Annotated in this window: 18 protein-coding genes and 1 CRISPR repeat array; of the genes, 11 read left to right on the forward strand and 7 right to left on the reverse strand. The window is 39.1% G+C overall.

Annotation, left to right across the window (positions count from 1 at the left end; all coding sequences use genetic code 11):
* The first annotated feature begins 3 nt into the window (after nucleotides 1–3).
* From ACFSAV_RS00995 to cas3f, 10 genes are all read left to right on the forward strand, one after another.
* A complete protein-coding gene (locus tag ACFSAV_RS00995; RefSeq protein WP_379095215.1) occupies nucleotides 4–486 on the forward strand; it encodes a hypothetical protein in 483 nt (160 codons plus the stop codon).
* A gap of 61 nt (nucleotides 487–547) precedes the next feature.
* Nucleotides 548–2,026, forward strand: a complete 1,479-nt coding sequence (locus ACFSAV_RS01000; protein WP_379095218.1) for a hypothetical protein — start codon at nucleotides 548–550, stop codon at nucleotides 2,024–2,026.
* A gap of 12 nt (nucleotides 2,027–2,038) precedes the next feature.
* Nucleotides 2,039–3,430: a hypothetical protein gene (locus ACFSAV_RS01005; RefSeq protein ID WP_379095221.1), complete on the forward strand. Its 1,392-nt coding sequence runs from the start codon at nucleotides 2,039–2,041 to the stop codon at nucleotides 3,428–3,430.
* A gap of 132 nt (nucleotides 3,431–3,562) precedes the next feature.
* Complete coding sequence (gene mutS, locus ACFSAV_RS01010; RefSeq protein WP_379095224.1) at nucleotides 3,563–6,145, forward strand: DNA mismatch repair protein MutS; 2,583 nt, start codon at nucleotides 3,563–3,565, stop codon at nucleotides 6,143–6,145.
* A 233-nt stretch (nucleotides 6,146–6,378) separates the two neighbouring features.
* Nucleotides 6,379–7,713, forward strand: coding sequence for a type I-F CRISPR-associated protein Csy1 (gene csy1, locus ACFSAV_RS01015; RefSeq protein ID WP_379095227.1), 1,335 nt, complete (start codon nucleotides 6,379–6,381; stop codon nucleotides 7,711–7,713).
* A gap of 8 nt (nucleotides 7,714–7,721) precedes the next feature.
* On the forward strand, nucleotides 7,722–8,705 hold the full coding sequence (csy2, locus tag ACFSAV_RS01020) for a type I-F CRISPR-associated protein Csy2 (RefSeq protein WP_379095232.1): 984 nt from the start codon (nucleotides 7,722–7,724) through the stop codon (nucleotides 8,703–8,705).
* A gap of 2 nt (nucleotides 8,706–8,707) precedes the next feature.
* Entirely contained in the window at nucleotides 8,708–9,712 is a 1,005-nt protein-coding gene (gene csy3, locus ACFSAV_RS01025; protein WP_379095235.1) for a type I-F CRISPR-associated protein Csy3, read from the forward strand.
* 2 nt (nucleotides 9,713–9,714) lie between these two features.
* The gene (gene cas6f, locus ACFSAV_RS01030; RefSeq protein WP_101776177.1) at nucleotides 9,715–10,275 is read left to right on the forward strand and encodes a type I-F CRISPR-associated endoribonuclease Cas6/Csy4; all 561 of its coding nucleotides are present in this window, start codon (nucleotides 9,715–9,717) and stop codon (nucleotides 10,273–10,275) included.
* A gap of 142 nt (nucleotides 10,276–10,417) precedes the next feature.
* A CRISPR array of direct repeats spans nucleotides 10,418–11,706; the repeat unit is 28 nt; unit sequence GTTAAACATCGTATAGATGGCTTAGAAA.
* 151 nt (nucleotides 11,707–11,857) lie between these two features.
* A complete protein-coding gene (gene cas1f, locus ACFSAV_RS01035) occupies nucleotides 11,858–12,838 on the forward strand; it encodes a type I-F CRISPR-associated endonuclease Cas1f (RefSeq protein WP_379095238.1) in 981 nt (326 codons plus the stop codon).
* A complete protein-coding gene (gene cas3f / locus ACFSAV_RS01040; RefSeq protein WP_379095241.1) occupies nucleotides 12,819–16,172 on the forward strand; it encodes a type I-F CRISPR-associated helicase Cas3f in 3,354 nt (1,117 codons plus the stop codon). Before cas1f ends, cas3f begins: the two co-directional genes overlap by 20 nt.
* A gap of 43 nt (nucleotides 16,173–16,215) precedes the next feature.
* On the opposite strand, the gene rfaC is transcribed toward cas3f, so the two are convergent.
* The 7 genes from rfaC to ACFSAV_RS01075 form a co-directional block, all read right to left on the reverse strand.
* On the reverse strand, nucleotides 16,216–17,178 hold the full coding sequence (rfaC, locus tag ACFSAV_RS01045; protein WP_379095244.1) for a lipopolysaccharide heptosyltransferase RfaC: 963 nt from the start codon (nucleotides 17,176–17,178) through the stop codon (nucleotides 16,216–16,218).
* Nucleotides 17,175–18,221: a lipopolysaccharide heptosyltransferase II gene (waaF, locus tag ACFSAV_RS01050; RefSeq protein WP_379095247.1), complete on the reverse strand. Its 1,047-nt coding sequence runs from the start codon at nucleotides 18,219–18,221 to the stop codon at nucleotides 17,175–17,177. Before waaF ends, rfaC begins: the two co-directional genes overlap by 4 nt.
* 86 nt (nucleotides 18,222–18,307) lie before the next feature.
* Entirely contained in the window at nucleotides 18,308–18,715 is a 408-nt protein-coding gene (locus ACFSAV_RS01055) for a copper chaperone PCu(A)C (protein WP_379095249.1), read from the reverse strand.
* Between the two features lie 100 nt (nucleotides 18,716–18,815).
* Entirely contained in the window at nucleotides 18,816–20,237 is a 1,422-nt protein-coding gene (locus tag ACFSAV_RS01060) for a sucrose-specific PTS transporter subunit IIBC (protein WP_379095252.1), read from the reverse strand.
* Between the two features lie 252 nt (nucleotides 20,238–20,489).
* Nucleotides 20,490–21,509, reverse strand: coding sequence for a substrate-binding domain-containing protein (locus tag ACFSAV_RS01065; RefSeq protein ID WP_379095255.1), 1,020 nt, complete (start codon nucleotides 21,507–21,509; stop codon nucleotides 20,490–20,492).
* A 22-nt stretch (nucleotides 21,510–21,531) separates the two neighbouring features.
* Nucleotides 21,532–22,971: a glycoside hydrolase family 32 protein gene (locus ACFSAV_RS01070; RefSeq protein WP_379095258.1), complete on the reverse strand. Its 1,440-nt coding sequence runs from the start codon at nucleotides 22,969–22,971 to the stop codon at nucleotides 21,532–21,534.
* Between the two features lie 36 nt (nucleotides 22,972–23,007).
* Complete coding sequence (locus ACFSAV_RS01075; protein ID WP_379095261.1) at nucleotides 23,008–23,931, reverse strand: aminoimidazole riboside kinase; 924 nt, start codon at nucleotides 23,929–23,931, stop codon at nucleotides 23,008–23,010.
* 184 nt (nucleotides 23,932–24,115) lie between these two features.
* On the opposite strand from ACFSAV_RS01075, the gene hflD reads away from it, so the two are divergent.
* The gene (gene hflD / locus ACFSAV_RS01080) at nucleotides 24,116–24,727 is read left to right on the forward strand and encodes a high frequency lysogenization protein HflD (protein ID WP_379095264.1); all 612 of its coding nucleotides are present in this window, start codon (nucleotides 24,116–24,118) and stop codon (nucleotides 24,725–24,727) included.
* The last annotated feature ends 16 nt before the right edge of the window (nucleotides 24,728–24,743 follow it).

Here is a 24,743-nt window from a genome sequence, read left to right on the forward strand (position 1 = left end):
GTTATGAAAGGATTAAAGTTAACATTTTTAGTATCTGCCATATTTGCGTTGACAGCTTGTTCCGTCACACCAGAACAATGTGACCCAAGTGTTGAATCTAGTGTGTGGAATAAAATGGCATGTTCTACTTCTGGCACTTATGATAGTCGTGTTCGAGAAAAAGAACAGACATTACAAAGTGAAAAAAGTAAAAACACTGCATTAAATAAAGAATATGCAACTGCACAGAAAAAAGCGAAAGCATCACAACGTACCTTAGCGCAAAAGAAAGCTGAGTTAGCACAGTTGAATAAATCTGTCAGCGATTATGCCGCACAGCTTAAACAAAAAGCGAAGGGCAGAGATGATGTGTTGGCTGAGGTGAAAAAAGTGGAGCAACAGTTGAAAAATGTCAATGGCTCTACGGTAAGTGAAGAAGCCAAACAAGCTGAAGTCAAAGCATTACAGCGTAAGCTAGAAGCATTACAAGCCGCAAGCGGTATTTAATTGAGCTTGATTAGGCAGTCTAATGGCTGCCTATTTTTTATCAATTTCATTGGAAAGAGTTATGCAACGTTTAGCCCGTTTTACTATTCAAAATGAAAATCAGTCTGCTATAGATTTGTTGTCTCGTTATGACGAGTTAATGCATATTATTGTGCGCCATTTGCCCCCGAGTACTGCGACATTATTTGCGCGTCCAGAAGTGCAAGCGGATGGTAAAACGATTGAATGGTATAGTGATTTACAAGGACAACCTTATCTATTAGGTAACAATGTTGCAGATCAACAAAAATTTGTTGAAATTCGACCGCACTTAGAGCAGCGTTTGCAAGCAGTTGCCCAATTAAATCAAGATTTAGTTAGACAAGGGGCGATTAGTGCCGAACAATCACGTTGGCTTACTTTGTTAGTTGAAGGTGCAAGCCATAACACCAAACAAATTTATGTAGTTAATAATGAGCCAGTCATTACAGGGTGGGGAATTGGTGAGAAACCTGCTGCACCGCCACCACCAATTGTACCACCAGTAAAAAAACGCCCTTGGTGTTGGTGGTTATTACCTTTGTTATTATTACTGTTAGCGCTATCGCTTTGGTGGTGGTTTTGGTTACGTGCTGCTGAAAAGCCGCCTGAAGCTGTTAAGACGCCTCCTGTGATTGAGCAGCCAAAAGAAAGTAAAAAAGAAGAAGTTAAACCGGAGCTGCCTAAAGTTGAGCCTGTGCAACCAGAGTTGACAGAACCCGTTAAACAAGCGCCTGAACAAGAAAAAGTAGTCGAGCCAACGAAAACAGAAGAGGTTGCCTTAAAACCTGTACCGCCTGAAAAGCCAAAAACCGCTGAACCACCGAAAAAAGTGTGTTCAATTTCAACCAAACCGGGGGAAAGTCCACAGATGGTGATTATTTTTGATAATTCGAGATCCATGTTGTATTCCTTATTAGAAAATAATCAGAGTATTGAACAGTTCCATTGGCGTTGGGATCGTAATTTAGTTACTCCAGAAGATTTTGCTTATATGCGTCGTTCACCGAATCGTCTAGAGGTAGCGAAAAAATCGTCTTCTAGCATTATCAATAGTATTGCTAAAACTGTGGATATTGGTTTAGTGGAGTTAAGAGGTTGCCCTGCTGCCAATAATCATGGTTATTACAGCCCAGCTAAACGTAAACAATTACGTGCCAAAATAAGCTCCATGCAGCCAGCGCCTGATAACGATCCTGTCGCAGGTGGTACGCCTTTATATAGTGGCTTACAAAAAGCAGCGGGTATGGTTGATGGTAAAAAACGTGATGGTTTCATTTTAATTTTAAGTGATGGGGAAGATTCTTGTGAAGTGGGGGATGTTTGTGCTTTAGCAAGACAAATTGCCAAGCATCAGCCTCGTTTAAAAATTAATGTCGTCGATATTGGCGGTGCCAAAGGGGCAAACTGTGTTGCTAAAGCGACGGGTGGTAAAGTCTTTACTGCAAATAGCCAGAAGCAATTGATTAACATGATTAATCAAGCCGTGAAACCAATCACGGAAGTTGAAGTATGTAAATAGTGAGAGGTTAACATGCAACGTTTAGCACGTTTTTCTATACAAACAGAAAATCAAGAAGCCATTGAACTCCTTTCACGTTATTCGGAAATTGAAAGGATTTTACTGCGCCATTTGCCACCAAGCACAGTCACTTTATTTGCGCGTCCAGTGCTGCAAGCGGATGACAAAATAATTGAGTGGTATACTGATTTACAAGGTCAGCCACAATTATTAGCTAATAGCCAAGCTGATCAGAAAAAATTGGCTGAAATTCAACCGCACTTAATGCAGCGTTTAAATGCAATTCGTCAACTGAATCAAGAACTGAGTAGTAAAGGACAGATTAGTACAGCACAATCTCAACTTTTAACGCAATTAGTTGAAGGTGCAAGTCATCACACGAGACAAATTTATTTAGTTAATAATGAACCTGTGATTACGGGTTGGGGGATTGGTGAAAAGCCGCCTGAACCTATGCCTGTCACGCCAGTACTTGTGACAAATAATCGTCATCGTTGGTGTTGGTGGCTATTACCTTTATTATTAATGCTGCTCGCTTTCCTATTATGGTGGTTCTGGTTGCGTGTGCCTGCTGTTGAGCCTGTGAAAGTAGAACCTATTATTGAACAGCCAAAGCAAACACCGCCTGAACCTATTAAAGTGGATGAGCCGAAAGAAGAAGTACCAAAAGTGGAACCTGCGCCACCAGAGAAAGTATGCCGTCAGAAAATTATTCCTGCAGAAGCACCGCAAATGGCGATTATTTTCAATAATGCCTCAGGCATGCGCTATACGATTAAAGAAGGGATTAAAAAGATTGATGATTTTGATAAACGCTTAGCACGTGAAGCGGTTCCTCAAAAGGACATTGATTATATGTATCGTAAGCCAAATCGTTCAACCGCTTCAAAAGTGGCGGTCAATAATATTTTAGCATCCATTGATCCGAATATTGATATTGGCTTAGTGGAATTAAAAAGTTGTTTAAGTAAAAGTAAAAAAACATCTGCAGCGGTCTCGCATGGTATTTTTACTTCTGGGCAACGTGAAACATTGAAACAAAAAATCAATCAAATGAAAGTCCGTCAAAACCAAGTGCCAGGCACACCAATTTATGAAGGATTAGAGAAAGCCTTGGCAATGGTGGATGGTATTGAAAGAGAAGCGCTGATTTTATTAATTACTGAAGGTAATGGTGATTGCACTTTCCGCGATCCTTGTCAGTTAATTCAACAAGAATTAGAACGTCGACCAAAATTAAAAGTCAATATAGTGAGTATTAACTCACCTTGGAATGCCACTGATTGTTTAGCGAATTTAACGGGCGGACAAATTTTTAATACTGAAGTGAATAGTGAAATTCAACTCACGGAATTGATTAATAAAGCAGTGAAATCGGTACAAACTGAAGAAATATGTAAATAACTCTTTTTTACAGTAAACAAAAAGCAGGCAATCATCAGAATGCCTGCTTTTTTGTCTGGATAAAGCTATATTTTGTCCCGCCATTTTATGCGAAAATAGACCGCACTTTTGTTATTGATTATAGAGATAAGCATGGATAACTTAGAATTGCATACGCCAATGATGCGACAATACATCGCACTTAAAGCAGAAAATCCCGATATTTTGTTGTTTTATCGCATGGGGGATTTTTATGAGCTATTTTATGATGATGCGAAAAAAGCGGCAGCATTGCTTGATATTTCATTAACTAAGCGTGGACAATCCGCAGGACAACCTATTCCAATGGCAGGGGTTCCTTATCATGCGGTTGAAGGTTATTTGGCTAAGTTAGTGCAATTGGGTGAATCAGTGGCGATTTGTGAACAAGTCGGCGATCCTGCTACAGCTAAAGGGCCGGTTGAACGTAAAGTGGTACGCATTGTCACACCTGGTACCATAAGTGATGAAAGTTTGTTACCAGAACGTCAAGACAATCTGATTGCAGCACTGTATCAAGAAAAAACACGTTTTGGTTTAGCCATTCTAGATATGAGTTCTGGACGTTTTCAAATCAGTGAGCCAGAAGATCAAGCTAGTTTACAAGCAGAATTACAGCGTATTTCCCCTGTAGAGATTCTATATTGTGAAGATCTTGCGGATTTTTCTGCCATTGAACATTTCAAGGGGCTACGCCGTCGCCCTATTTGGGAATTTGAATTAGGCACGGCAGTACAATTACTCAATCGTCAATTTAATACCAAAGATCTACGTGGATTTGGCGTTGAAAAAGCGATTTTAGGCTTATGCGCCGCAGGTTGTTTATTGCAATATGCAAAAGATACTCAACGTACTGCGCTGCCCCATATTCAAAGCATTACACTTTTACAACATACTGAAAATATTCAATTGGATGCAGCAACGCGCCGTAATTTAGAGTTAACTCAAAATTTAGCCGGAGGCACTGAAAACACGTTAGCTTCAGTCTTAGATAAGTGTGTTACTGCAATGGGCAGTCGTTTGTTGAAGCGTTGGATTCATCAACCGATTCGTGATGTAGAAAAGCTTACTCAGCGTCAACAAACAATAAGTGCAATTTTAACACAAGATTTAGTGTCAGAGCTGCAACCACATTTACACCAGATTGGTGATATGGAACGGATTTTAGCACGTGTAGCATTGCGTTCTGCACGTCCGCGCGATCTCACACGTTTACGCACAGCATTAGCGCAAATTCCCGCAATTCGTCAAATTTTACAACAGCAAATTTCACCAAATCTGACCGCACTTTTACAGCCGATAGGTGAGTTTGCCCAACAACTTGATTTATTACAACGCGCATTAATTGATAACCCGCCGATGTTAATTCGTGATGGGGGTGTAATTGCAGAAGGTTATAATGCAGAACTTGATGAATGGCGTAGTTTGTCAGACGGCGCAACGCGTTATTTAGAAGATTTAGAACGTCGTGAACGTGAAAGTACAGGTATTGATACCTTAAAAATCGGTTTTAATGCAGTACATGGTTATTATATCCAAATCAGTCAAGGGCAAACGCATAAAGCACCAATGCATTATGTACGCCGCCAGACCCTTAAAAATGCAGAACGTTATATTATTCCTGAGCTGAAAACCTACGAAGATAAAGTGCTAAAAGCTAAGGGTGCTGCTTTAGCCTTAGAAAAACAGTTGTATGAACAAATTTTTGATGAACTATTACCGCATTTGTGCGCTTTGCAGCTAGCGAGTTTGACTTTAGCAGAACTGGACGTGCTGACAAATTTAGCAGAACGAGCAGAGCGCTTAAATTATATCGCCCCACAATTTAGTGATGAGATTGGTGTGCATATTCAGCAAGGACGTCATCCCGTAGTAGAACAAGTTTTGAAAGAGCCGTTTATTGCAAATCCAGTACAACTCAATTCGCAACGTCATTTATTGATTATTACTGGACCTAATATGGGCGGTAAAAGTACCTATATGCGTCAGACGGCATTGATTACCTTAATGGCGTATATGGGTAGTTTTGTGCCCGCAGAACACGCACTGATTGGACCGATTGATCGTATTTTTACCCGTATTGGTGCGTCAGATGATTTAGCCTCTGGGCGTTCTACTTTTATGGTAGAAATGACCGAAATGGCGAATATTTTACATCAAGCCACGGCACAGAGTTTGGTACTCATTGATGAAATTGGGCGCGGTACTTCGACTTATGATGGCTTATCATTGGCTTGGGCATGCGCGGAATGGCTTGCGAAAAAATTACGCTCACTGACATTATTTGCCACGCACTATTTTGAGCTGACCGTATTACCAGAACAGCTGGCTGGCAGTGCAAATGTACATTTAGATGCGTTAGAACATAATGATACCATCGCATTTATGCATGCCGTACAAGAAGGCGCAGCAAACAAAAGCTACGGTTTAGCGGTAGCCGCCTTAGCGGGTGTACCACGATCGGTCATTAAACTGGCAAAGCAAAAATTAACACAATTAGAAAAGCTATCACAACAAAATGCTGACCAGCGCATTCAAGATTTACGCCAACTCAATCAAACGCAAGGCGAATTAGCGCTAATGGAAGAAGATGATGGTAAACATGCAGTTTGGGAAATGCTCGAAAAACTTGATCCTGATGAACTGAGTCCAAAACAAGCACTGGCGTATTTGTATCAGCTGAAGAAGTTAGTTTGAATTTTACGGAAAGTAAGGTAGACTTGCAGGACCGCTGAAATTATAAGCGGCTTAGAAAATTATTTTTTTGATTTTTCTTTAAAAGTTTTACCGCCGATTTTAGGCGGTTTTAAATTTACATTCCATTATTTTTTTAAATTTTTCTTTATTCTATTGTTTCTTTAAATTTGTTGACATTCTTTACCTTATTAGTATATTATTTACTCACTCTAATTATAAAGAGGTATAGTGACATGTCTAATAATATCAAATCTCGAATAGCTTTGTTCCTTCAAGAACAAAATATTAAGAAATCTGGAAAAGAACGTAAGAAACTAGAAAAGGCTACAGATCCTGTTGAAATTGAAGAATTACTGAAACTTATTCAAAAGTTTGATGAAAAATATCGGTTTGATACTTGGATTGCCTATTCTGCTAATAAAATGGCGAAACAATTAAAATTTGGAACACATATTTCTAAAGGCATCCATCCTGATTCTAGGGGAAATAATGTTAAATTTGAGCCTAATTCGCAGATACTGGTTGAGTATGTTGGTTCACATAATATTGAAGAGTTAGAGTTAGATGCAAATGGCGATGCTTCAGCCTTACCTTTAGCTGCATTTTTTAATTTTATTGTTGATGAAGAAAATCAACTTACATTGCGAGAATTGCTTTTAGCTGATGATCCTCGGTTAGCTGGCTGCTTTTCAGATGATTTAGCATTATCAGAGCAATATAAAAAACAGTTTCAACAAGCGCTTGCGGGTGATTTAAGTCAGTTAAATACTTATGAATTAAATAAGCAACTATTTTGGGTAAATAGTAATACTGCCATTAGAGATGACGATTATACTTGTTTAATTCCGCTTTATCCTTCTTCTCTCACTAATGCGTTTTATCAAAAAATCACTCAAAAGCGCTATTCTGAACAAAATAAGCAGGCACGTGATAGCCGATATAAAAAGAGCATAGAGCAAGAAAACTATCTCTATATAAATGGATTAGCCATCGTATCTCTAGGCGGAAGTAACAGCCAGAACGTGTCTCAGCTAAATAGTTCACAGAAAGGACACCATTACCTACTCCCTTCCCTTCCCCCCGTTTTTAAACCCAACAAAATTATGCGACTTAATCTCTCTAGTACAACCATTTTTAATGATGAATTAGCTTATATTTGCCGAGCGGGTTTATATAAGCTCTACAGTGTTATTGAGGCAAAGAAAAATATTTATACAATTAGAGATACGCGCATTGAAGCATTGAATATGATCCTAGAAGCTGTATTACGTACAGCAAGTGTATTACAAAAACAGCCAGCAGGGTGGTCGAAAGAATATCAATTAAATATGCATGAAAAGTATTGGCTTGATCCAAAACGTGCAGAATTAGCTGATGAAGAGGCATTTCGTGCAGAACGTGAAAAAGGAGATTGGGTGGCAGAAGTAGAATGCAGTTTCGCTTTATGGTTAAACCAATGCTTACAACGCCGTTTCCCTAAATTAGCACATGATTTTGCTGATGCAGAATATAACGAATGGCGTCGTAATATGCGTCGCTCCCTACGCTATCGTTTACGCCATCCCTAGGAGGAGATATGTTTCAAACTGATTACTATATTTTATTTGATCACATTAAGCTACAAGGCGCCAATGCGATTTCTGGTCCGTTAAGTTATGGTTTTCCTGCATTAACAGGGTTTACTGGCGCTATTCATGCACTGAGTCGTAAGTTAACTCATCATAATGTGCAATTAGGTGGCGTGATGATCGCGTGTCACGATTATGAACTACAAACCTATCAAAATTCGCCATTTTCTGACCGCACTTTTAAGCAAACCCGTAATCCAATCAAACGAGATGGTAAACCTGCCTCTATTATTGAAGAAGGTAAGATCCATTTAGATGTTTCGTTAGTCGTCGAAATGCATGTACCTGATCAACATTTATATGATGCGTTGGAAAATAAACAAAGCCAAACGGCACAACAGTTCTTACAGGAATGTAAGCAGTTATTATGGCAACAGCGCATTGCAGGTGGTTCAGTCTTAGAGATTGGTGATGTACAATTATTTAGCTTAGCAGAAGAACCAGATATTCCATTTGCTTTAATGCCCGCCTTTGTGCTGATGGATGCGAAGGCAGACCTAGTTAATATTACACAAGAATTGCAAACAGGATTACGTGTTGATCTCTTGGATGAAGATGGTAATGCACAATCATCACAAATCAACATTCAGCCAGAAGCGACTGCACTTGATGCGTTGTTAGAAATGGCAACCTTACACCATATTCCAAATCATCCACAAGCAAGCTCACTTGATTGGCAAGTCTACAGTGTTAAACAAGATCGAGGCTGGCTAGTACCAATGCCTGTGGGATATCAAGCGATTTCCCCTTTGTTTGATGCGGGGCAATTACAGCATTGCCGCACGACACAATATCCAAGCCAATATGTTGAAACAATTTATAGTTTAGGCAAGTGGGTTTTCCCATTTAGCTTACCTCAAGATATTTCCCAATGTTTTTGGCGCTATCGCGCTCCACAAAATAACCTTTATCTGATTTCACAAGGAGAATAATAATGAGTAAATTATCAACCCCAAGCGTATTAGCATTTGAACGTAACTTGGATATTTCAGATGCGATTTTTAGCCAAAAAGACAGTAAAAATGATCAAGATGAGCTTACCGCATTACGCATCCGTGAAAAATCAGTGCGTGGTACGATTTCGAATCGCCTTAAAAATGCGATTACAAATGATCCCGCAAAATTGGATGCAGAAACCGAAAAAGCGAATTTACAGCGTGTTGATGTGGCAACGTTAGATAATGACAAAGATACTCTAGTTGCCAGTTTTAGTATGAAAGTGCTGCCATTTACTGGGCGACCAAATGTGTGTAACGATCAGCACTATCAACAGCAAGTGATGACGGTAGTACAGCAATATTTGACGCAAACAGGTATTGATGAATTAGCTAAGCGTTATGCAATGAATATCGTTAATGCCCGTTGGTTATGGCGTAATCGTATGGGGGCTGAGCATATTCAAATAGAAGTGAAGTGTGGTGAGGAAATTATTCGTTTTGATGATGCGAAACAATTTTCATTAAACAGCTTTACATATGAAGATAGTAAGATTCAACGTATTGCAGCTGAAATTAAATCAGGCTTACTCGGTGAAAAATTTGTGATTCTTTATATCACAGCTTATGCCAATATGGGGTATGGTCAAGAAGTATATCCATCACAAGAACTTGTGTTAGATAACTCAACGACTAATCGCAAAAGCAAAATTTTATATGAAATTAATCAAAAAGCAGGCATGCATTCCCAGAAAGTGGGTAATGCGATTCGCACGATCGATACTTGGTATGCAGATGAAGTGGCTTTCCCAATTGCTGCGGAACCTTATGGTGCAGTGACTACGTTAGGGACCGCATTTCGCCAACCTAAAGCAAAACTGGATTTTTATACGATATTTGATAAGTGGGTGCTTAAAGGTGAAGCCCCAAGCATTGAACAACAACATTATGTGATGAGTGTTTTAATCCGTGGTGGTGTCTTTGGGGCAAGCGGTAAGGAATAATTATGACAAGCCATTACATTGAACTGAAAGCAATTCCGCAAATGGATATGCTACAAAGTGAAGTAGTTGGACATTGTATGCAAATATTACATAAATTCTTACCGCACTTTGAAGGGCGAATGGGCGTCGCTTTTCCCGCTTATGGATTAGGACGCACACTTGGCGGTATTTTGCGTGTTTTTGGTAACCAATCTGATTGTGATCAGCTATATCTACAATTGTTACAAGCGGGGTTGCAAGATTATGCCTTAATTAGTGAAGTGAAAAAAACGCCTTCAGCAATAGAGTATCGTTGTTATAGTCGTGCCCGCCGTAAAGGGCAAAGTGCTATTAGTCGTACGGAAAAGTTTTTAAAAAGTATTGATAAATGGCATGAAGGGATTCGTGAGGAAATGCAACAACGCCAACAAAACACGCCCTATTTTCCACATGTACATTTAAAAAGTGCAAGTACAAATCAACGTTTTATTTTGGCAATAAAAGCCAATAAAACATCTCAGCCTTATATTGCTCAATTTAGTAGTTATGGGCTAAGCAGTAAGGCAACGGTGCCGCACTTCTAACCCTAATTTATAACCCTTTTTTCTAGCTAGATAAATTAGTTAATAAGATCAAAGGGTTATAAATATACTGTAAAAAAGGGTTTTTCTTTCAGATGTTCTTTAACAATTTGAAGAATAAATGAATTTTTGTTAGTGTTATGTAGTTAAACATCGTATAGATGGCTTAGAAAAAAATAGACGCTTTATTGAATCAAGCTGGGGTGTTAAACATCGTATAGATGGCTTAGAAATCAAACACATAACCAGTCACAACTACTTCTTTGTTAAACATCGTATAGATGGCTTAGAAATCTTGCTGTTCACCAGTATCAAGATGAACACCGTTAAACATCGTATAGATGGCTTAGAAATAATTGATAACCCGCCGATGTTAATTCGTGATGTTAAACATCGTATAGATGGCTTAGAAAATCATCAAATTTGATTTCTGCACGGTATGGATGTTAAACATCGTATAGATGGCTTAGAAAGCCATATCAATTTCAAGGTGAGTGTTTTTCATGTTAAACATCGTATAGATGGCTTAGAAAACTACATATGCCTTGACCTTTATATAATCATCGTTAAACATCGTATAGATGGCTTAGAAATCCAATTCTTGGCTCAGGACACTCCCAAAGGTGTTAAACATCGTATAGATGGCTTAGAAAACAAAACAACGGCTGGATTAGTGTAAAAGATAGTTAAACATCGTATAGATGGCTTAGAAATTAAGTTGTTGAGTAAGAATAACTAAAAACACGTTAAACATCGTATAGATGGCTTAGAAACGAGGGGAAAAATAAAATGTAATACCAGCAAAGGTTAAACATCGTATAGATGGCTTAGAAATCTTTGTAGATAAAAATCATTTCTAAATGTGAGTTAAACATCGTATAGATGGCTTAGAAATCAAAAGATTCTTTTTGATAGATTGGATTCTTGTTAAACATCGTATAGATGGCTTAGAAAATTCGATTTGCTTTTCGTGATGAATCAATTTCGTTAAACATCGTATAGATGGCTTAGAAATAGCAGATGGGGCAGAGTTGAAAATCTATTTGGTTAAACATCGTATAGATGGCTTAGAAACCGAGCGCCGCCAGATAGAAAAAACATTTCCCGTTAAACATCGTATAGATGGCTTAGAAATAGCAGATGGGGCAGAGTTGAAAATCTATTTGGTTAAACATCGTATAGATGGCTTAGAAACTTTTATACTTTTAAATAATGAATTCTATAGTGTTAAACATCGTATAGATGGCTTAGAAACTCTTTTTCCGTTGTTTGTACTTCAAACACATGTTAAACATCGTATAGATGGCTTAGAAAACAACGCAGAGAAGGGGCGTTTAAATTTATTAGTTAAACATCGTATAGATGGCTTAGAAATCCTCAAATAAGACTTGATCTAATCTTAAAACGTTAAACATCGTATAGATGGCTTAGAAAATCTTCAGTTTTGGCTTGATTTGTTTTTGAATGTTAAACATCCTATAGTTTATGCACTAAAATAAGGGGTGTTATTTAAGCATGTTACAGAGATTTAACGGTATTTAAACTGAATTTTAATATTTTTTATTGTTTGTTAAAAGAGGGCTTTGTGCGTAAGACGCCTTATATTGCTTCATCAGATTTAAAAACCATTATGCATTCTAAGCGAGCGAATATTTATTATTTAGAACATTGTCGTGTGTTGTTAAATGGTGGGCGAGTGGAATATGTGACTGATGAGGGAAAAGAATCATTATATTGGAACATACCTATTGCCAATACTAGTTGCCTATTATTAGGGAGTGGTACATCAATTACTCAAGCTGCAATGCGTGAGTTGTCAAAAGCAGGGGTGATGGTGGGTTTTTGTAGTGGCGGTGGTACACCTTTATTCAATGGAACGGAAGCAGAAATTGATTGTGAATTTTTTAGTCCTCAAAGTGAGTATCGTCCAGTGGAATATTTGCAACAGTGGTGCCGATTTTGGTTTGACGATGAGAAGCGTTTAACCGTAGCTAAAACATTACAACAACGTCGATTATCTTTGTTAGAGGTTATTTGGGCTAAATTAGAATGGCATTTTTCTGCTGAAAAACTCGCCGCACTTGTACAGCAATATCAACAAGAATTTATCCGTGCGGAACATAGTCAAGCCTTATTGGCAGCAGAAGGACGTTTGACCACAAAACTTTATGCGTTAGCAAATCAAGCAACTCTGAATAATCCTGATTTTAAGCGGAGTGAGCGTGGGAATAGTATTGATACAGTGAATCAGTTTTTAGATCATGGTAATTATTTAGCCTATGGTTTAGGGGCAACTGCTTGCTGGGTACTGGGCTTACCACATGGTTTAGCAGTTTTACATGGCAAAACAAGGCGAGGGGGATTGGTGTTTGATGCGGCGGATATTATTAAAGACAGTCTCATTTTACCGCAAGCATTTATTTCCGCACAAAATGGCGAGTCAGAAAAAGAATTTCGCCAAGCTTGTATCCAAAATCTTCTTCATTTTGGGGCATTGGATATTATCATTGATACCTTGAAACAACTTGCCTTACAAGGAGCGTCGGATGAATATTCTGTTAGTTAGTCAATGTCAGAAAAATGCGCTTACTGAAACACGTCGTATCTTAGATCAATTTGCGGAACGTTGTGGTGATCGCGTATGGCAAACAGCTATTACGCAAGCAGGGTTGGAAACCCTATATAAGATGTTGCGCCAAACTGCACGTAAAAATACAGCGGTAGCTTGTTATTGGACACATGGTAAAAATATGACAGAGTTATTATGGATTGTTGGTGATAAGCGTCAATTTAACGAGCAAGGGCGTGTACCAACAAATCGTACTCAGCGCAATATTTTACGTACTGAAGATGAAGTGAATTGGAAAGATGCTTATTCTATTCAAATTTTGACCGCACTTGCAGCATTGTTACATGATTTAGGCAAGTCGAGTGTTGGTTTTCAGAACAAGTTAATTAAAACAAATAATGCACCTAAAGCTGCAGATCCATATCGACATGAATGGATTTCAGCACGTTTATTTGAAGCCATGATTGTTGGTTGTGAAACGGATCGAGATTGGTTAATGCGATTCGTTAATTGGGCAGAATTTGAACAAGAAAATCCTCAGTGGTTTAGCCATATTATTCCAGATGAGGCGCGAAAAGATTTTGCAGGTTTTGCCCATTTACCACCACTTGCTCAAGTGCTGATTTGGTTAATTACCTCTCATCATCGTCTTCCATTTAGTGAAAATTTTTTTACAAAGAATAAAAATTATCTCAGGGATTTACGGCGATACTGCAAACGTGATTTTAATTCCTTTTTTAGTCATTATCGTCCGATAGAACGCTGGGTGTTTAATGATTCACAGCATCCCACACCACAACGTTTTTGGCAATTTAACACAGTCGTGACACAAAGCCGTGCATGGCAAAAAGTCATGACACGGTGGGCAAAAAAAGCACTCAATCATCGCACCTTATTTTCCTCTTCTTACACTGAAGATCCTTTCGTCTTGTTATTAGCGCGTTTATCTTTAATTGCTGGTGATCATTATTACTCTTCACAAGTGAGAAACACTGATTTAGGGGATAAAAAATGTACTTTATTAGCCAATACGGATGATGAGGGCAACGAAAAACAACGCTTAGATGAACACTTGTTAGGGGTGTGTCGGAGCGCAAGTCGATTTGCGCGTTTACTGCCTAAATTCAGCACAGAATTACCGCATATTAAACAACATAAGCCTTTTGCTAAGCCTGCAAGGGAGCGTTTTGCTTGGCAGAATAATGTAGTTAATTTGGCAAAAAGGATACAAAAAGCCAGTGAAACACAAGGCTTTTTTGGTGTAAATATGGCAAGTACAGGCTGTGGCAAAACGTTTGCGAATGCCAAAATGATGTATGCATTAAGTGATCCTACTAAAGGGGCGAGATTAACGATTGCTTTAGGTCTGCGTGTGCTGACATTACAAACAGGTACCGCATTGAGCCAGCGTTTGGAATTGAAGAATGCCAAAGAACAAGATTATTTAGCGGTGTTAGTGGGCAGTAGTGCGGTCAGAAAATTATATGAGTTGCAGCAAGAGCGAGCGCAGCAGCTAGCAGCGCAAGGGAGCGAAAGTATCGAGCAATGGTTCGAGAATATGACAGTTGAAGGGGCTGCTTATATTGAAAGTGCGGTCGAAAATGAAGAAATTTCAGATTTTTTAACCAAGAAAGATCAAGCAATGAAGAAATTGCTGTATGCACCACTCGTCAGTTGTACTTTAGATCATATTATTGCTGCATCCGAAAGTGTGCGCGGTGGGCACCATATTGTGCCAACATTGCGTTTATTAACGTCAGATTTAATTTTGGATGAACCCGATGACTTTGGGCTAGAGGATTTACCAGCGTTGAGTCGTCTAGTGCATTTAGCAGGCTTATTTGGCAGTCGTGTATTACTTTCTTCCGCAACCCTCACGCCAGATTTTATTACAGGCTTATTTCGTGCTTATCAAGCAGGGCGTAAAATTTATAATCAACAAAAAGGAATTGTTGCAGAATTGCCCGTTTGTTGTGCTTGGGTAGATGAATTTCAGCAACAACAAATGGATTGTGGTAATGAGCAGGCTTTTATGCAACACCACCAACAGTTTGTCTTACAGCGTGCAGAAAATTTGGCGAAGAGTCCTGTACGGCGTAAAGCTGAGATTTTGACTTTACCCTCATTATCGCCTAATGAAAATGAAATGTTTGATTATCGATTATTGGCTGAACAGTTATTGAAGAATGCGGCAAAATTACATAGCTTTCATGGTGAAATTGACAGCAGAACCCAGAAAAAAGTCAGTGTTGGTTTGGTGCGTTTTTCGAATATCAGACCGATGATTCCGATAGCGCAAGCGCTATTGCAACAACAGGCAGGTGATGAGCTGGCAGATTATTGCTTCCATTTGTGTTGTTATCATTCTAGACAATTATTATTACTGCGTTCTCATTTAGAAGAAAAACTGGATCGTTTATTAGATCGTCATCAGCCACAGGATTTATATCAGCAACCTGAAATCATTTCAGCTTTAGCGAGCCATCCTGCTAAAAACCATGTATTTATTGTGCTCGGTAGCCCAGTCACAGAAGTAGGACGGGATCATGATTATGATTGGGCGATTGTTGATCCTTCTTCTATACGCTCTATTATTCAGCTCGCGGGGCGTGTGTGGCGACATCGTGCAGATAAAGTGGCAGAGCAGCCAAATATTTATTTATTGCCAACCAACTGGCGTGGTTTATCGCCAAAACGGGAACCAAATAAGCCTATTTATCATCGTCCTGGTTTTGAAAGTGAGTTAAATAAGCTGACAACGTATAAATTGGAGCAATTGATTTCAGTAGGTGATTTAGCACACATTCAAGCCACGCCACGCATTGTGAAGCCAGAAAATTTGCAGCCGACGGAAAAATTAGCCGATTTAGAACATCAGGTTATTGCTAGTTTGTTGAATAATCCTCAAGACAATCATGTTAATTTGTATTGGGATCCTCGCTATACGAATCGATTATCGGCGAATTTACCTTTGATGACACGTTTTCGACAAAGTGTGCCAGAGCAAGAGGTAGTATGTAAATACAATGATGAATCTGCTTGGGGATTTTCGTTTTATGATACGGAGAATGTGAAACGAGGTAATCGTAAGGCATTGTCTAATATTGAATATAAAACTATACAGTATCACTCTCAGGGCATGGTTAAACCTTGGTTAAATCAATCTTTAGAAGTGGCATTAGAACGATTGGCTGAAGATTTACAGTTAGATGATATGCAGGCAGTCCCTGTTGCTTATCTTAGTGCATCGCTTCAGACATTTGTGCTCAATTGGTATTACAATGAAATGCTTGGTTTTTGGGATAAGTACACAACATTAGGACGCTTTTAATATCACAATATGGCGCAACGCAAATAGAGGTTGCGCCATATTGTTAATGGGGAAGGGCAAGAAGTGCGGTCAGTTTTTGCAAAATTTCATCACTATGGATATTTGCCATACTGTCAGCGACTAAATAATGTTGATTTTTGCCATACGCGCCAATGAGTTTGGGATCTGTTGCGCCATACAAGGTAATGTTGAGTTTGTCTAATGCCGCAGTTAAATGAGCTAAGCCAGTATCAACGGAAATCACGGCTTTGGCATCGACAATGTGTTGGGCTAGTTCCGAGAGACTCGATTTGGCTAGAATCTGTACGAGAGGTAGACCTCGTGCAATGTAGTCTGCACGTTGCTTTTCTAATGGATTAGACCAAGGTAGGCATACTTGTATACCCAATGCGGTCAGTTTTTCTGCTAATTCACGCCATTGGTGGTCAGGTAAAAATTTATCTGTTCTTGTTGTACCATGGAAGAACAGCACATAAGGTGTTGTGAGGGGTTGTTGTTGAAAATGGCTAGCAATCGCGTAGTCGCCTTGTGTGGTTGGTAATGGATAACCTAAACTTTGCGCAAATAGTTGACGGATACGTTCTACAGCATGTTGTTGATAGCTAATTGCGTAGTGTTTATCATAAAACCAAGCGGCGATCGGTTCACGAATGGAATGGCGATCATAACCATGTTTACAGCCATGAGCTAAACGGGTAGCGAAAAAGGCGCTTTTGAATAAGCCTTGTGCATCAATTACCGCATCATATTGTGCTGCTTGTAATAAAGTGCGGTAGGTTTTCCATTGATTTCGTGTTGTCGTAGAAAAAGGGGATTTTCGCCAACGACGTAGTGCAATAGGAATCACCTGTTTTACTGCATTGTGCCAATGTGGAATTTCTACAAAATTTTCTTCCACCACCCAATCGACTTCTAGATTCGGCATTGCACGTTGAGCGTCCGTTAAGGCGGGCAATGTGTGTAAAATATCACCCATAGATGAGGTCTTAATCAAACAAATTTTCATACTTTATTTAGTAACTCAGTCAATTTTTCCAATACCATTTCAGGTTGAATATCAATCAAACTTTGATGATAGCCTTCTTCACTGTCTTTTCCTTTGCGTACTTTAATTAAGCCGCCTTCAATTAAGCGAATAATCACTGCTTGGTCAGATAACGGTGGTGTATAGGTTGGACTTGTTGGACCATAAAGTGCAACTAAGGGGCGCTTAACTGCCGCCGCAATATGCATTAATCCACTATCATTCGTTACAATTGCGGCACAATCTGCGATCAGATCGACGGCTTCATTTAGTGAAGTTTGTCCTGCTAAATTCAGGCAGAATTGACGGAGTTGTTTAGGTAAAGCTTGGCGAATTTGTTCTCCGACGCTTTCATCTTTGCTTGAGCCGAATAAACGAATTGCATACCCTTGTTCAATCAGTATTTCAGCGAGTTTAGCATAATGGTAATGTGGCCAGCGTTTTGCTGGACCAAATTCAGCACCAGGGCAAAAGCCAATGGCTGGGCGTTGTTGACAAAGTGCGGTCTGGTTTTTGAATTTTTCCAGTGTGGCTGCTTGTTGTACAGGATCGACTTGCAAGTAAGGTGTTGGATAGACTAAATTTTCTGCAGTAGGAATCATTCCTTTATCATAGCCAAGCGCAACGTAACGTTGCACCATCATTGGATACGCTTTTTTGTTACTGCGTAGATCATTGAGCAGAATATAGCGACTTTCTCCTTTCCAACCTCGACGATGTGGAATATTGGCAAAAAAAGGAATAAACGCCGATTTTAATGAATTAGGTAAGATAATCGCCATATCGTATTGATCGCGCAACGCTTTTCCCAAACGGTAGCGTTCGCCTAAAGCAAAGTCTCCATGCCCTAATGGCATCGTAATGGCTTGGCGGATTTCTGGCATACGTGCTAATAATGGTTTACACCAATTCGGAGCCATGACATCAATGTCACAATGGGGGTATTGCTGTTTAAGGGTTTGATATAAGCTGTGCGACATCATCATGTCGCCGACCCAAGACGGTCCAATCACTAAGATACGCATTATGTTTCCATTAAGTTAGTCCAAAAAGAGAGTTTTATTGTAATCTGCTTTAAACAGAAGAAAAACGTTTTTCCTGATTAATGAGTTTAAGGCGAAACGACTTTAGCTTTGATATCAATTATTTCGCCATTATCAAAAAATAAGCTAATTGGATAGTCATCGCCGACTACAAGCGGTTTCTCAAGATTAAATACCATAATATGTAAACCACCTCGTTTCAGCTCTGTAGTGCTTTGGGCTGGAATTTGAATACCAGTGACTTCGAGCATTTTCCCATTCTGTGTACCATGTAATTCCAAGCGAGCTTTGTCTGCACTTTGTGCAATAGCGAGGCTTACTTCTTGATTGCTATTATTGTGCAACCGCATAAAAATGGCAGTAGGTTGCCCTGGTTGTGCTGGAAAAATAATAGGCTGCTCTACCTTGATTTTAGCTAATAGTATGGTTGGGAAAAATGCGGCACAAATCAGCAATATTCTGTATAAATGCATCATACTCAGGATCCTTCGTCGTAGAAATAGAAACATTATTATACGCGTTAAAAAAGAAAAATGCCGTGATAACTTCACGGCATTCAGTGTAGAGATTGTTTGATTATGCCTTCATTTGCTCTCGTTTAGCGAGAATCACGGTAACAGAAAAAGCAATAGTGGCAGAAATTGCCATGCCGACAATATACATCGCAAGACTATCTGGTTTAATTGATGGAATACCTGGTAAGCCTGCGGCACCTAAGGCAATGGCTTTGACATTAAAGAACGCAATAAAAGCACTCGAAATACCTGCGCCTGTCATTGCAGCGATAAATGGATAACGATAACGTAAGTTGACACCAAACATCGCAGGTTCTGTAATTCCTAATAGTGCACTGATACCCGAAGGTACGGCAATACCACGTACTTTTGGATCTTTCATGACAAAGGCTGCACCTAAACAAGCCGTGCCTTGTGCAATGTTTGACATTGCGGCAATAGGGAAGATGAAAGTACCGCCTGTACGTGCCACTTCTGCCAGGAGTTGAGTTTCTACGGCGATAAAGGTTTGGTGCATCCCTGTAATTACGATTGGCGCATACAGTGTCCCGAAAATGGCACCACCGATAAAGCCAAGTGTGTCATATAACCAAGTTAAACCTGTACTAATTAAAGAACCTGCTTCACGTCCAAATGGACCGATAATGGTGAATGCTAATAACCCAGTAATAAATAATGCAAAGAGTGGTGTGATTAAATTATCTAAGAATGAAGGCACAATTGTGCGTAAATTTTTCTCAAGTGTGGCTAATACCCAAGAGGCAATTAACACAGGAATGACGGTGCCTTGATAACCGACACGTTCGATTTCTAGACCAAAAATTTGCCAGTATTGAATGTTACCATTGGCTAAGGTTAAGGCATAGTTCCAACCATCTGCCAATGCTGGGTGAACAAGTAACATACCTAGTGCCGCCCCTAGATAAGGGTTTCCACCAAATTTACGAGTTGCAGAGAAACCTAATAACACAGGTAAGAAAACGAAAGGCGCGTTAGCAACTGTATTAATAAAGTCTACTAAGTGGGCGATAGCTGGGTAGAGATCGACGACGTTTTTTTCATCCACAAAGAAGCCCTTGGCCGTTAGCATACTGTGGATACCCATTAATAAACCGCCTGCTACGATAGCAGGAATAATAGGTACGAAAATATCTGCCAAGCCTTTCACTAAACGTTGGAATAAGCCCTGTTTTTCATTGCCAACAGCTGCCACATCAGCACTGGTCATATCTCCAATACCTAATTGTTGGCTTAATTCGGCATAGACTTTATTAACTGTGCCTGAGCCAAATATAATTTGATATTGCCCCGCTACAGCAAATTGACCTTTTACACCTTCGATATTTTCGATCCCTTCTTTGTCAATTTGGCTTTCATCGACGACGACAAGGCGTAAACGCGTTGCGCAATGTGCGGCAGCTGAGATATTTTCTTTGCCGCCCAATTTTTCAATGACTTGTTGAGCAATAAGTGGAAAGTTCATGTTGAGTCACCTTAATCAATAGATATTTAAACATTAAATGTATTTTAACTAAAACGTTTTAGTTTTGAAATATAAATTTACTAAAACGTTTTAGTTTTGCGGCGTAGATCACGTTTTTATTGAAAAAGCACTTTAGCAAAGTAGACATTTTCGTAAAACAGACTGCACTTGAAAGGAAAGATCATTAAAGCGTACAGAAGAAAGGTGCAATCCTTTCAGGAAAAAGGGAGTAAGTAGGGAAGAAGTGTCAAATCAATTGCGATAAATAATTTCACAGTCAATTTTTATATTGCTAGTTTGCTCGCCGTGCAAAATTTGTTGTACTGTTGCAAAAGCCTGTTGCGCAATAACTTGATGATTTTGTTTAATAGAATGAATATGAAATGGTAGGGCATTTAATAAATCATGATTATCAAATGTCGCTAAATGTAATTGACGGTTGAGCAAATGATCCATTTGTTGATGTTCAGTGAGATAACGTAAAACTCCTTCTAGTAGCGTATAGGAAGCTGTAAAAATTGCTTCAGGTAAGCGTCCTAAGCGCTGTTTTACTTCAGCTAACATTTGATAACCTGACTCAGGTTGATAAGTGCGGTGTAAAATCCAATCGTTTTGCGGTGGTATATGAGCTTGCGCGAGTCCAGTTAAAAAGCCTTGTAAACGTGATTCACTAGGTGAGAGCGCAAATTGACCACCAAAATAGACAAATTCTTTCGGTTGATATTTTTGGGCAAGATACTGAACAAGTTCAGCAATTTTGTCACTATCATTACTAATAATGTAACGTAGATCTAAATTAGGCACATAGCGATCTAATTGTAAAATGGGCGTTTGTTGAGCAATTTGTTGATAATAATAGGGATCTTGATGTGTTGGAGCTGTGATTAAAAAATCAATCTGACGATCCAATAAACGCTCAGTTGCGAGTTTTTCTTGTTGTGGATTGTCGTCAGAACAAGCGATGACAAGTTGTAACCCATTTTCATGACATTGTTTTTCTAACATTTTTGCCGTATAAGCAAAACCATAGTTCGTTAAATCAGGAATCACTAGACCGATCACATTCGAGCGTTGAGTTTTCAAGGATTTTGCGTAAATATTGACACGATAACCTTCCGCTTGTGCAATAGCTTTTACACGCTGACAAGTTTCAGCTTTAATCTTAAATTCTTCACCACGACCATTCAAAATCATGCTCACTGTGGTAGTTGATAAACCACTGAGTGTGGCAATGTCATTGAGCGTAACGCGTTTTTTACTGGTATTTTTCATGGCTTCGCTGTTATATAGTCCATTATTTAATCGAAATTGCAGGTAATTGTGCCACAGAAACCATGATTGGGCGAGAGCTGCTAATTTGATTTTTGCGTTGTTCAATAAAGAAACGTGATGTCATAGCTTTTTCCCCATCATTGAGAAAAATTTCTACTACGGAACGATCAAAAAAGATCTCGACTTTGTATAACTCAGTGATTTCACAGTGGCGTAGTGTGCCAAACTCTTGCATAAGTGCGGTCTGTTTTGTCTGTGTTCTATCTAGGCTAAATAGTCCATTGTGGTAGCTGATGACAAGTTGATGTTGTGCGCTATTACTGAAAAATGTCATCGTGAAATTTTGATTTTGTGGAGTAAAAGTGAGGTAAGCAGTGTCTAGCCTATCTATAATTTGTGCTTCTTGGATACTAAACTGTTGTATTGGATGTAATTGTGCGTACAGTTGGGCAATGGGTTTTTGATAGAGTTTACCCTGTTGTAAAGTGAGTTGGCGCGGTAAACTCAACATTGAATGCCATTGATATCGATCTGTTGGATAAGTTAAGTCGGGTAATCCAACCCAGCCATAAAAGATGCCTTTACCCTGATAAACACTTTGAGGGGCATAAAAATCAAATCCATAATCCAATTCGTCAATATGTTCAGTGTGAAAGGTTTTATCTTGTAATACACCAAGTGCATAAGTGGCATGATAGTTATTTTGAAAATAGTGTTCTTCGCGTGGTTTACCTTGTGGTGACCAAATAAAAACAGATTTATCTGCTAATTGAAATAAATCAGGACATTCCCACATAAAAACACCTTGGTTATTAAACTGTGTGAGGGTTAATTCTCCTAATAATTGAGGTGTACTATCAAGATCAGGCATTTCATACAGCAGGGCAGTCCCTGTGCCATTTTGGCGCTGTGCACCAAGAATAAAACGGATTTTACCTTCTGTGCTAATGAATGGTTTTGGATCACGTACATGTTCGCTATAACCAACAGGTGCTTGATTGAGCAAGCAACGTTTCTCTAATAGTTTGCCGCTTTTACTAAAAATAGCTATATTTTGGTGTGGAATTCGTTGTTGTTGTTCATTACGCGTATTACCCGTATAAAAGGCGATAATCTGATCTTGCCACAAGATCGCTCCTCCCGAATAACAACCATGAGATTCAAATAATTGGTCAGGAATAAGCGGTTCAGCATAACGAAAATGTTGAAAATCTGCTGTGATCACATGTTGCCAATGTTTCATACCATGCAGGGCCGCATAAGGGAACCATTGATAAAAAATATGGTAATTTTCACCATCAAAAATTAAACCGTTTGGATCATTTAATAAACCCGTATCAGGCGCAAGATGATAAGTTGGACGAAATTCGTTATCAGACAAGACTTGTTGGCGAATTTGCGCTAATTCGCCAACAGATTGTGCGTGTAAGCTTTTGTATTTGCCATGGTTGAAAATATGCATCATGAACTCCAAAGTCGGCTGAAAATTAATTGCGTTTTATTGTGCAAGAAAACGATCAAGTTCAGCACGATTAGGTAAGGCTGACATGGCTCCTTTTGCTGTTGTGGCTAAGGCACCACAAGCATTAGCTTGTTGAATAATTGGGATAAGTGCGGTCGGTTTTTGCCAAATTTCAACTTGAGATAATCCAGCTAATAGCCCGCTTACAAACGCATCGCCAGCCCCTGTTGTATCTACTGGTTGCAATGGTTTACCTGCCACAATTTGGCTTTCGCCATTGAGGTAATATCTTGCGCCTGCTTTACCTAAAGTAATTATGATTAATTTTTCAGGGTATTGGTTTGTGAGCTTTTGTGTTGCTTGCTCGAGATTTTGGCTGTCAGTTAACAAAATGAGTTCTTCTTCTGAAAATTTAAGTACATCTGCTTGAGCAATGACTTGATTGACGATATTTTTCATTTCATCATGACTTGACCAGAGCGATTCACGTAAATTAGGATCGAAAGAGAAAAAACCACCTTTCGTTTTGATTTGTTTAATTGCGGTCAATGTAGTATGGCGAGAAGGATTATTGATTAGTGCGATAGAGCAACAATGTAACCAATCATTTTTTTGAAATTCAGGTAAATCAGATATTTCTAAAAATTGATCCGCACTTGGATTGACCATGAAAGTAAAACTGCGTTCACCTTGCTCTAAAGACACAATAACGGTAGAAGTCCGTTGCTGAGGATCTAATCGCATTTGTTGTGTACAAACTTTTTCTTGTTGCAAAGTTGCTTGCATAAAGCGACCAAGCGGATCATCACCCACACAACCGATAAACCCAGTATTACCACCTAAACGCGCAATACCTACAGCGACGTTAGCTGGCGCGCCACCTGGGCAGCGTAAATAATGATGTGGACCATCTGGAATTAAATCAACTACTGCATCGCCTAACACCCAAATTTTACTCATATGCCAATCCCTCTTTCACTGAACTAGATGGTATTAGATAATAACTAAAACGTTTTAGTTTTGCAATTTGGGTTTTAAAATTTGCGATCAAGATCAAATTTTCAGATAAAATCGACAACTTTAAAAAAGCCTGAAAAAGTGCTATATTGTCCGCCGATTTTTTCATCCTCATTTATCTGACGATATGGCAAATTATTATGATATTACTTTAGCGCTTGCAGGCGTATGCCAAGCAGCAAAATTGGTGCAGCAATTTGCGCAACAAGGGCAAGCTGATCAAGCCGCGCTAGAAACTAGCTTAAATACTTTATTGCAAATGAATCCAGAAGATACATTGGCTGTATTTGGTGGTAACGAGCAAAACCTGAAATTAGGGCTAGAAACCTTACTAGAGCAAATGAATGGCAACGGATCTGATCTGAGCCGATATTGGATTAGTCTGCTTGCACTAGAGGGTAAACTCAATAAAAAACCAAACGTAAAAGCAGAGCTTGCTCGTCGTATTCAATATTTACCTACACAACTGACACATTATGATTTGCAGGATGAACAAATGTTATCGACATTAGCGAGTATTTATGTTGATGTCATCAGCCCATTGGGACGTAAAATTCAAGTCACAGGTTCAACTCTTTATTTGCAACAACCTGCTATGCATAATCGAATTCGTGCTTGTTTATTAGCGGGTATTCGTTCTGCTGTCTTATGGAAGCAAGTTGGTGGAACAAAATGGCAGATTTTGTTCTCACGTCGTAAAATTCTTGCTATGGCAAAACAAATTTATTCTTCACTTTAATCACCTTATTTTATGG

The sequence above is a fragment of the Pasteurella oralis genome (genome assembly GCF_042681465.1).
In the GTDB taxonomy this organism is placed as follows: Bacteria; Pseudomonadota; Gammaproteobacteria; order Enterobacterales; family Pasteurellaceae; genus Pasteurella; species Pasteurella oralis.

What these genes read in the sequence shown, in the direction of transcription:
- rfaC (WP_379095244.1), bottom strand. Translation starts at nt 17,178, where the DNA reads ATGAAAATTTGTTTGATTAAGACCTCATCTATGGGTGATATTTTACAC.
- ACFSAV_RS01000 (WP_379095218.1), top strand. Translation starts at nt 548, where the DNA reads ATGCAACGTTTAGCCCGTTTTACTATTCAAAATGAAAATCAGTCTGCT.
- ACFSAV_RS00995 (WP_379095215.1), top strand. Translation starts at nt 4, where the DNA reads ATGAAAGGATTAAAGTTAACATTTTTAGTATCTGCCATATTTGCGTTG.
- ACFSAV_RS01065 (WP_379095255.1), bottom strand. Translation starts at nt 21,509, where the DNA reads ATGAAAAATACCAGTAAAAAACGCGTTACGCTCAATGACATTGCCACA.
- ACFSAV_RS01075 (WP_379095261.1), bottom strand. Translation starts at nt 23,931, where the DNA reads ATGAGTAAAATTTGGGTGTTAGGCGATGCAGTAGTTGATTTAATTCCA.
- cas3f (WP_379095241.1), top strand. Translation starts at nt 12,819, where the DNA reads ATGAATATTCTGTTAGTTAGTCAATGTCAGAAAAATGCGCTTACTGAA.
- csy1 (WP_379095227.1), top strand. Translation starts at nt 6,379, where the DNA reads ATGTCTAATAATATCAAATCTCGAATAGCTTTGTTCCTTCAAGAACAA.
- waaF (WP_379095247.1), bottom strand. Translation starts at nt 18,221, where the DNA reads ATGCGTATCTTAGTGATTGGACCGTCTTGGGTCGGCGACATGATGATG.
- csy3 (WP_379095235.1), top strand. Translation starts at nt 8,708, where the DNA reads ATGAGTAAATTATCAACCCCAAGCGTATTAGCATTTGAACGTAACTTG.
- ACFSAV_RS01070 (WP_379095258.1), bottom strand. Translation starts at nt 22,971, where the DNA reads ATGCATATTTTCAACCATGGCAAATACAAAAGCTTACACGCACAATCT.
- ACFSAV_RS01060 (WP_379095252.1), bottom strand. Translation starts at nt 20,237, where the DNA reads ATGAACTTTCCACTTATTGCTCAACAAGTCATTGAAAAATTGGGCGGC.
- ACFSAV_RS01005 (WP_379095221.1), top strand. Translation starts at nt 2,039, where the DNA reads ATGCAACGTTTAGCACGTTTTTCTATACAAACAGAAAATCAAGAAGCC.
- hflD (WP_379095264.1), top strand. Translation starts at nt 24,116, where the DNA reads ATGGCAAATTATTATGATATTACTTTAGCGCTTGCAGGCGTATGCCAA.
- mutS (WP_379095224.1), top strand. Translation starts at nt 3,563, where the DNA reads ATGGATAACTTAGAATTGCATACGCCAATGATGCGACAATACATCGCA.
- csy2 (WP_379095232.1), top strand. Translation starts at nt 7,722, where the DNA reads ATGTTTCAAACTGATTACTATATTTTATTTGATCACATTAAGCTACAA.
- cas6f (WP_101776177.1), top strand. Translation starts at nt 9,715, where the DNA reads ATGACAAGCCATTACATTGAACTGAAAGCAATTCCGCAAATGGATATG.
- ACFSAV_RS01055 (WP_379095249.1), bottom strand. Translation starts at nt 18,715, where the DNA reads ATGATGCATTTATACAGAATATTGCTGATTTGTGCCGCATTTTTCCCA.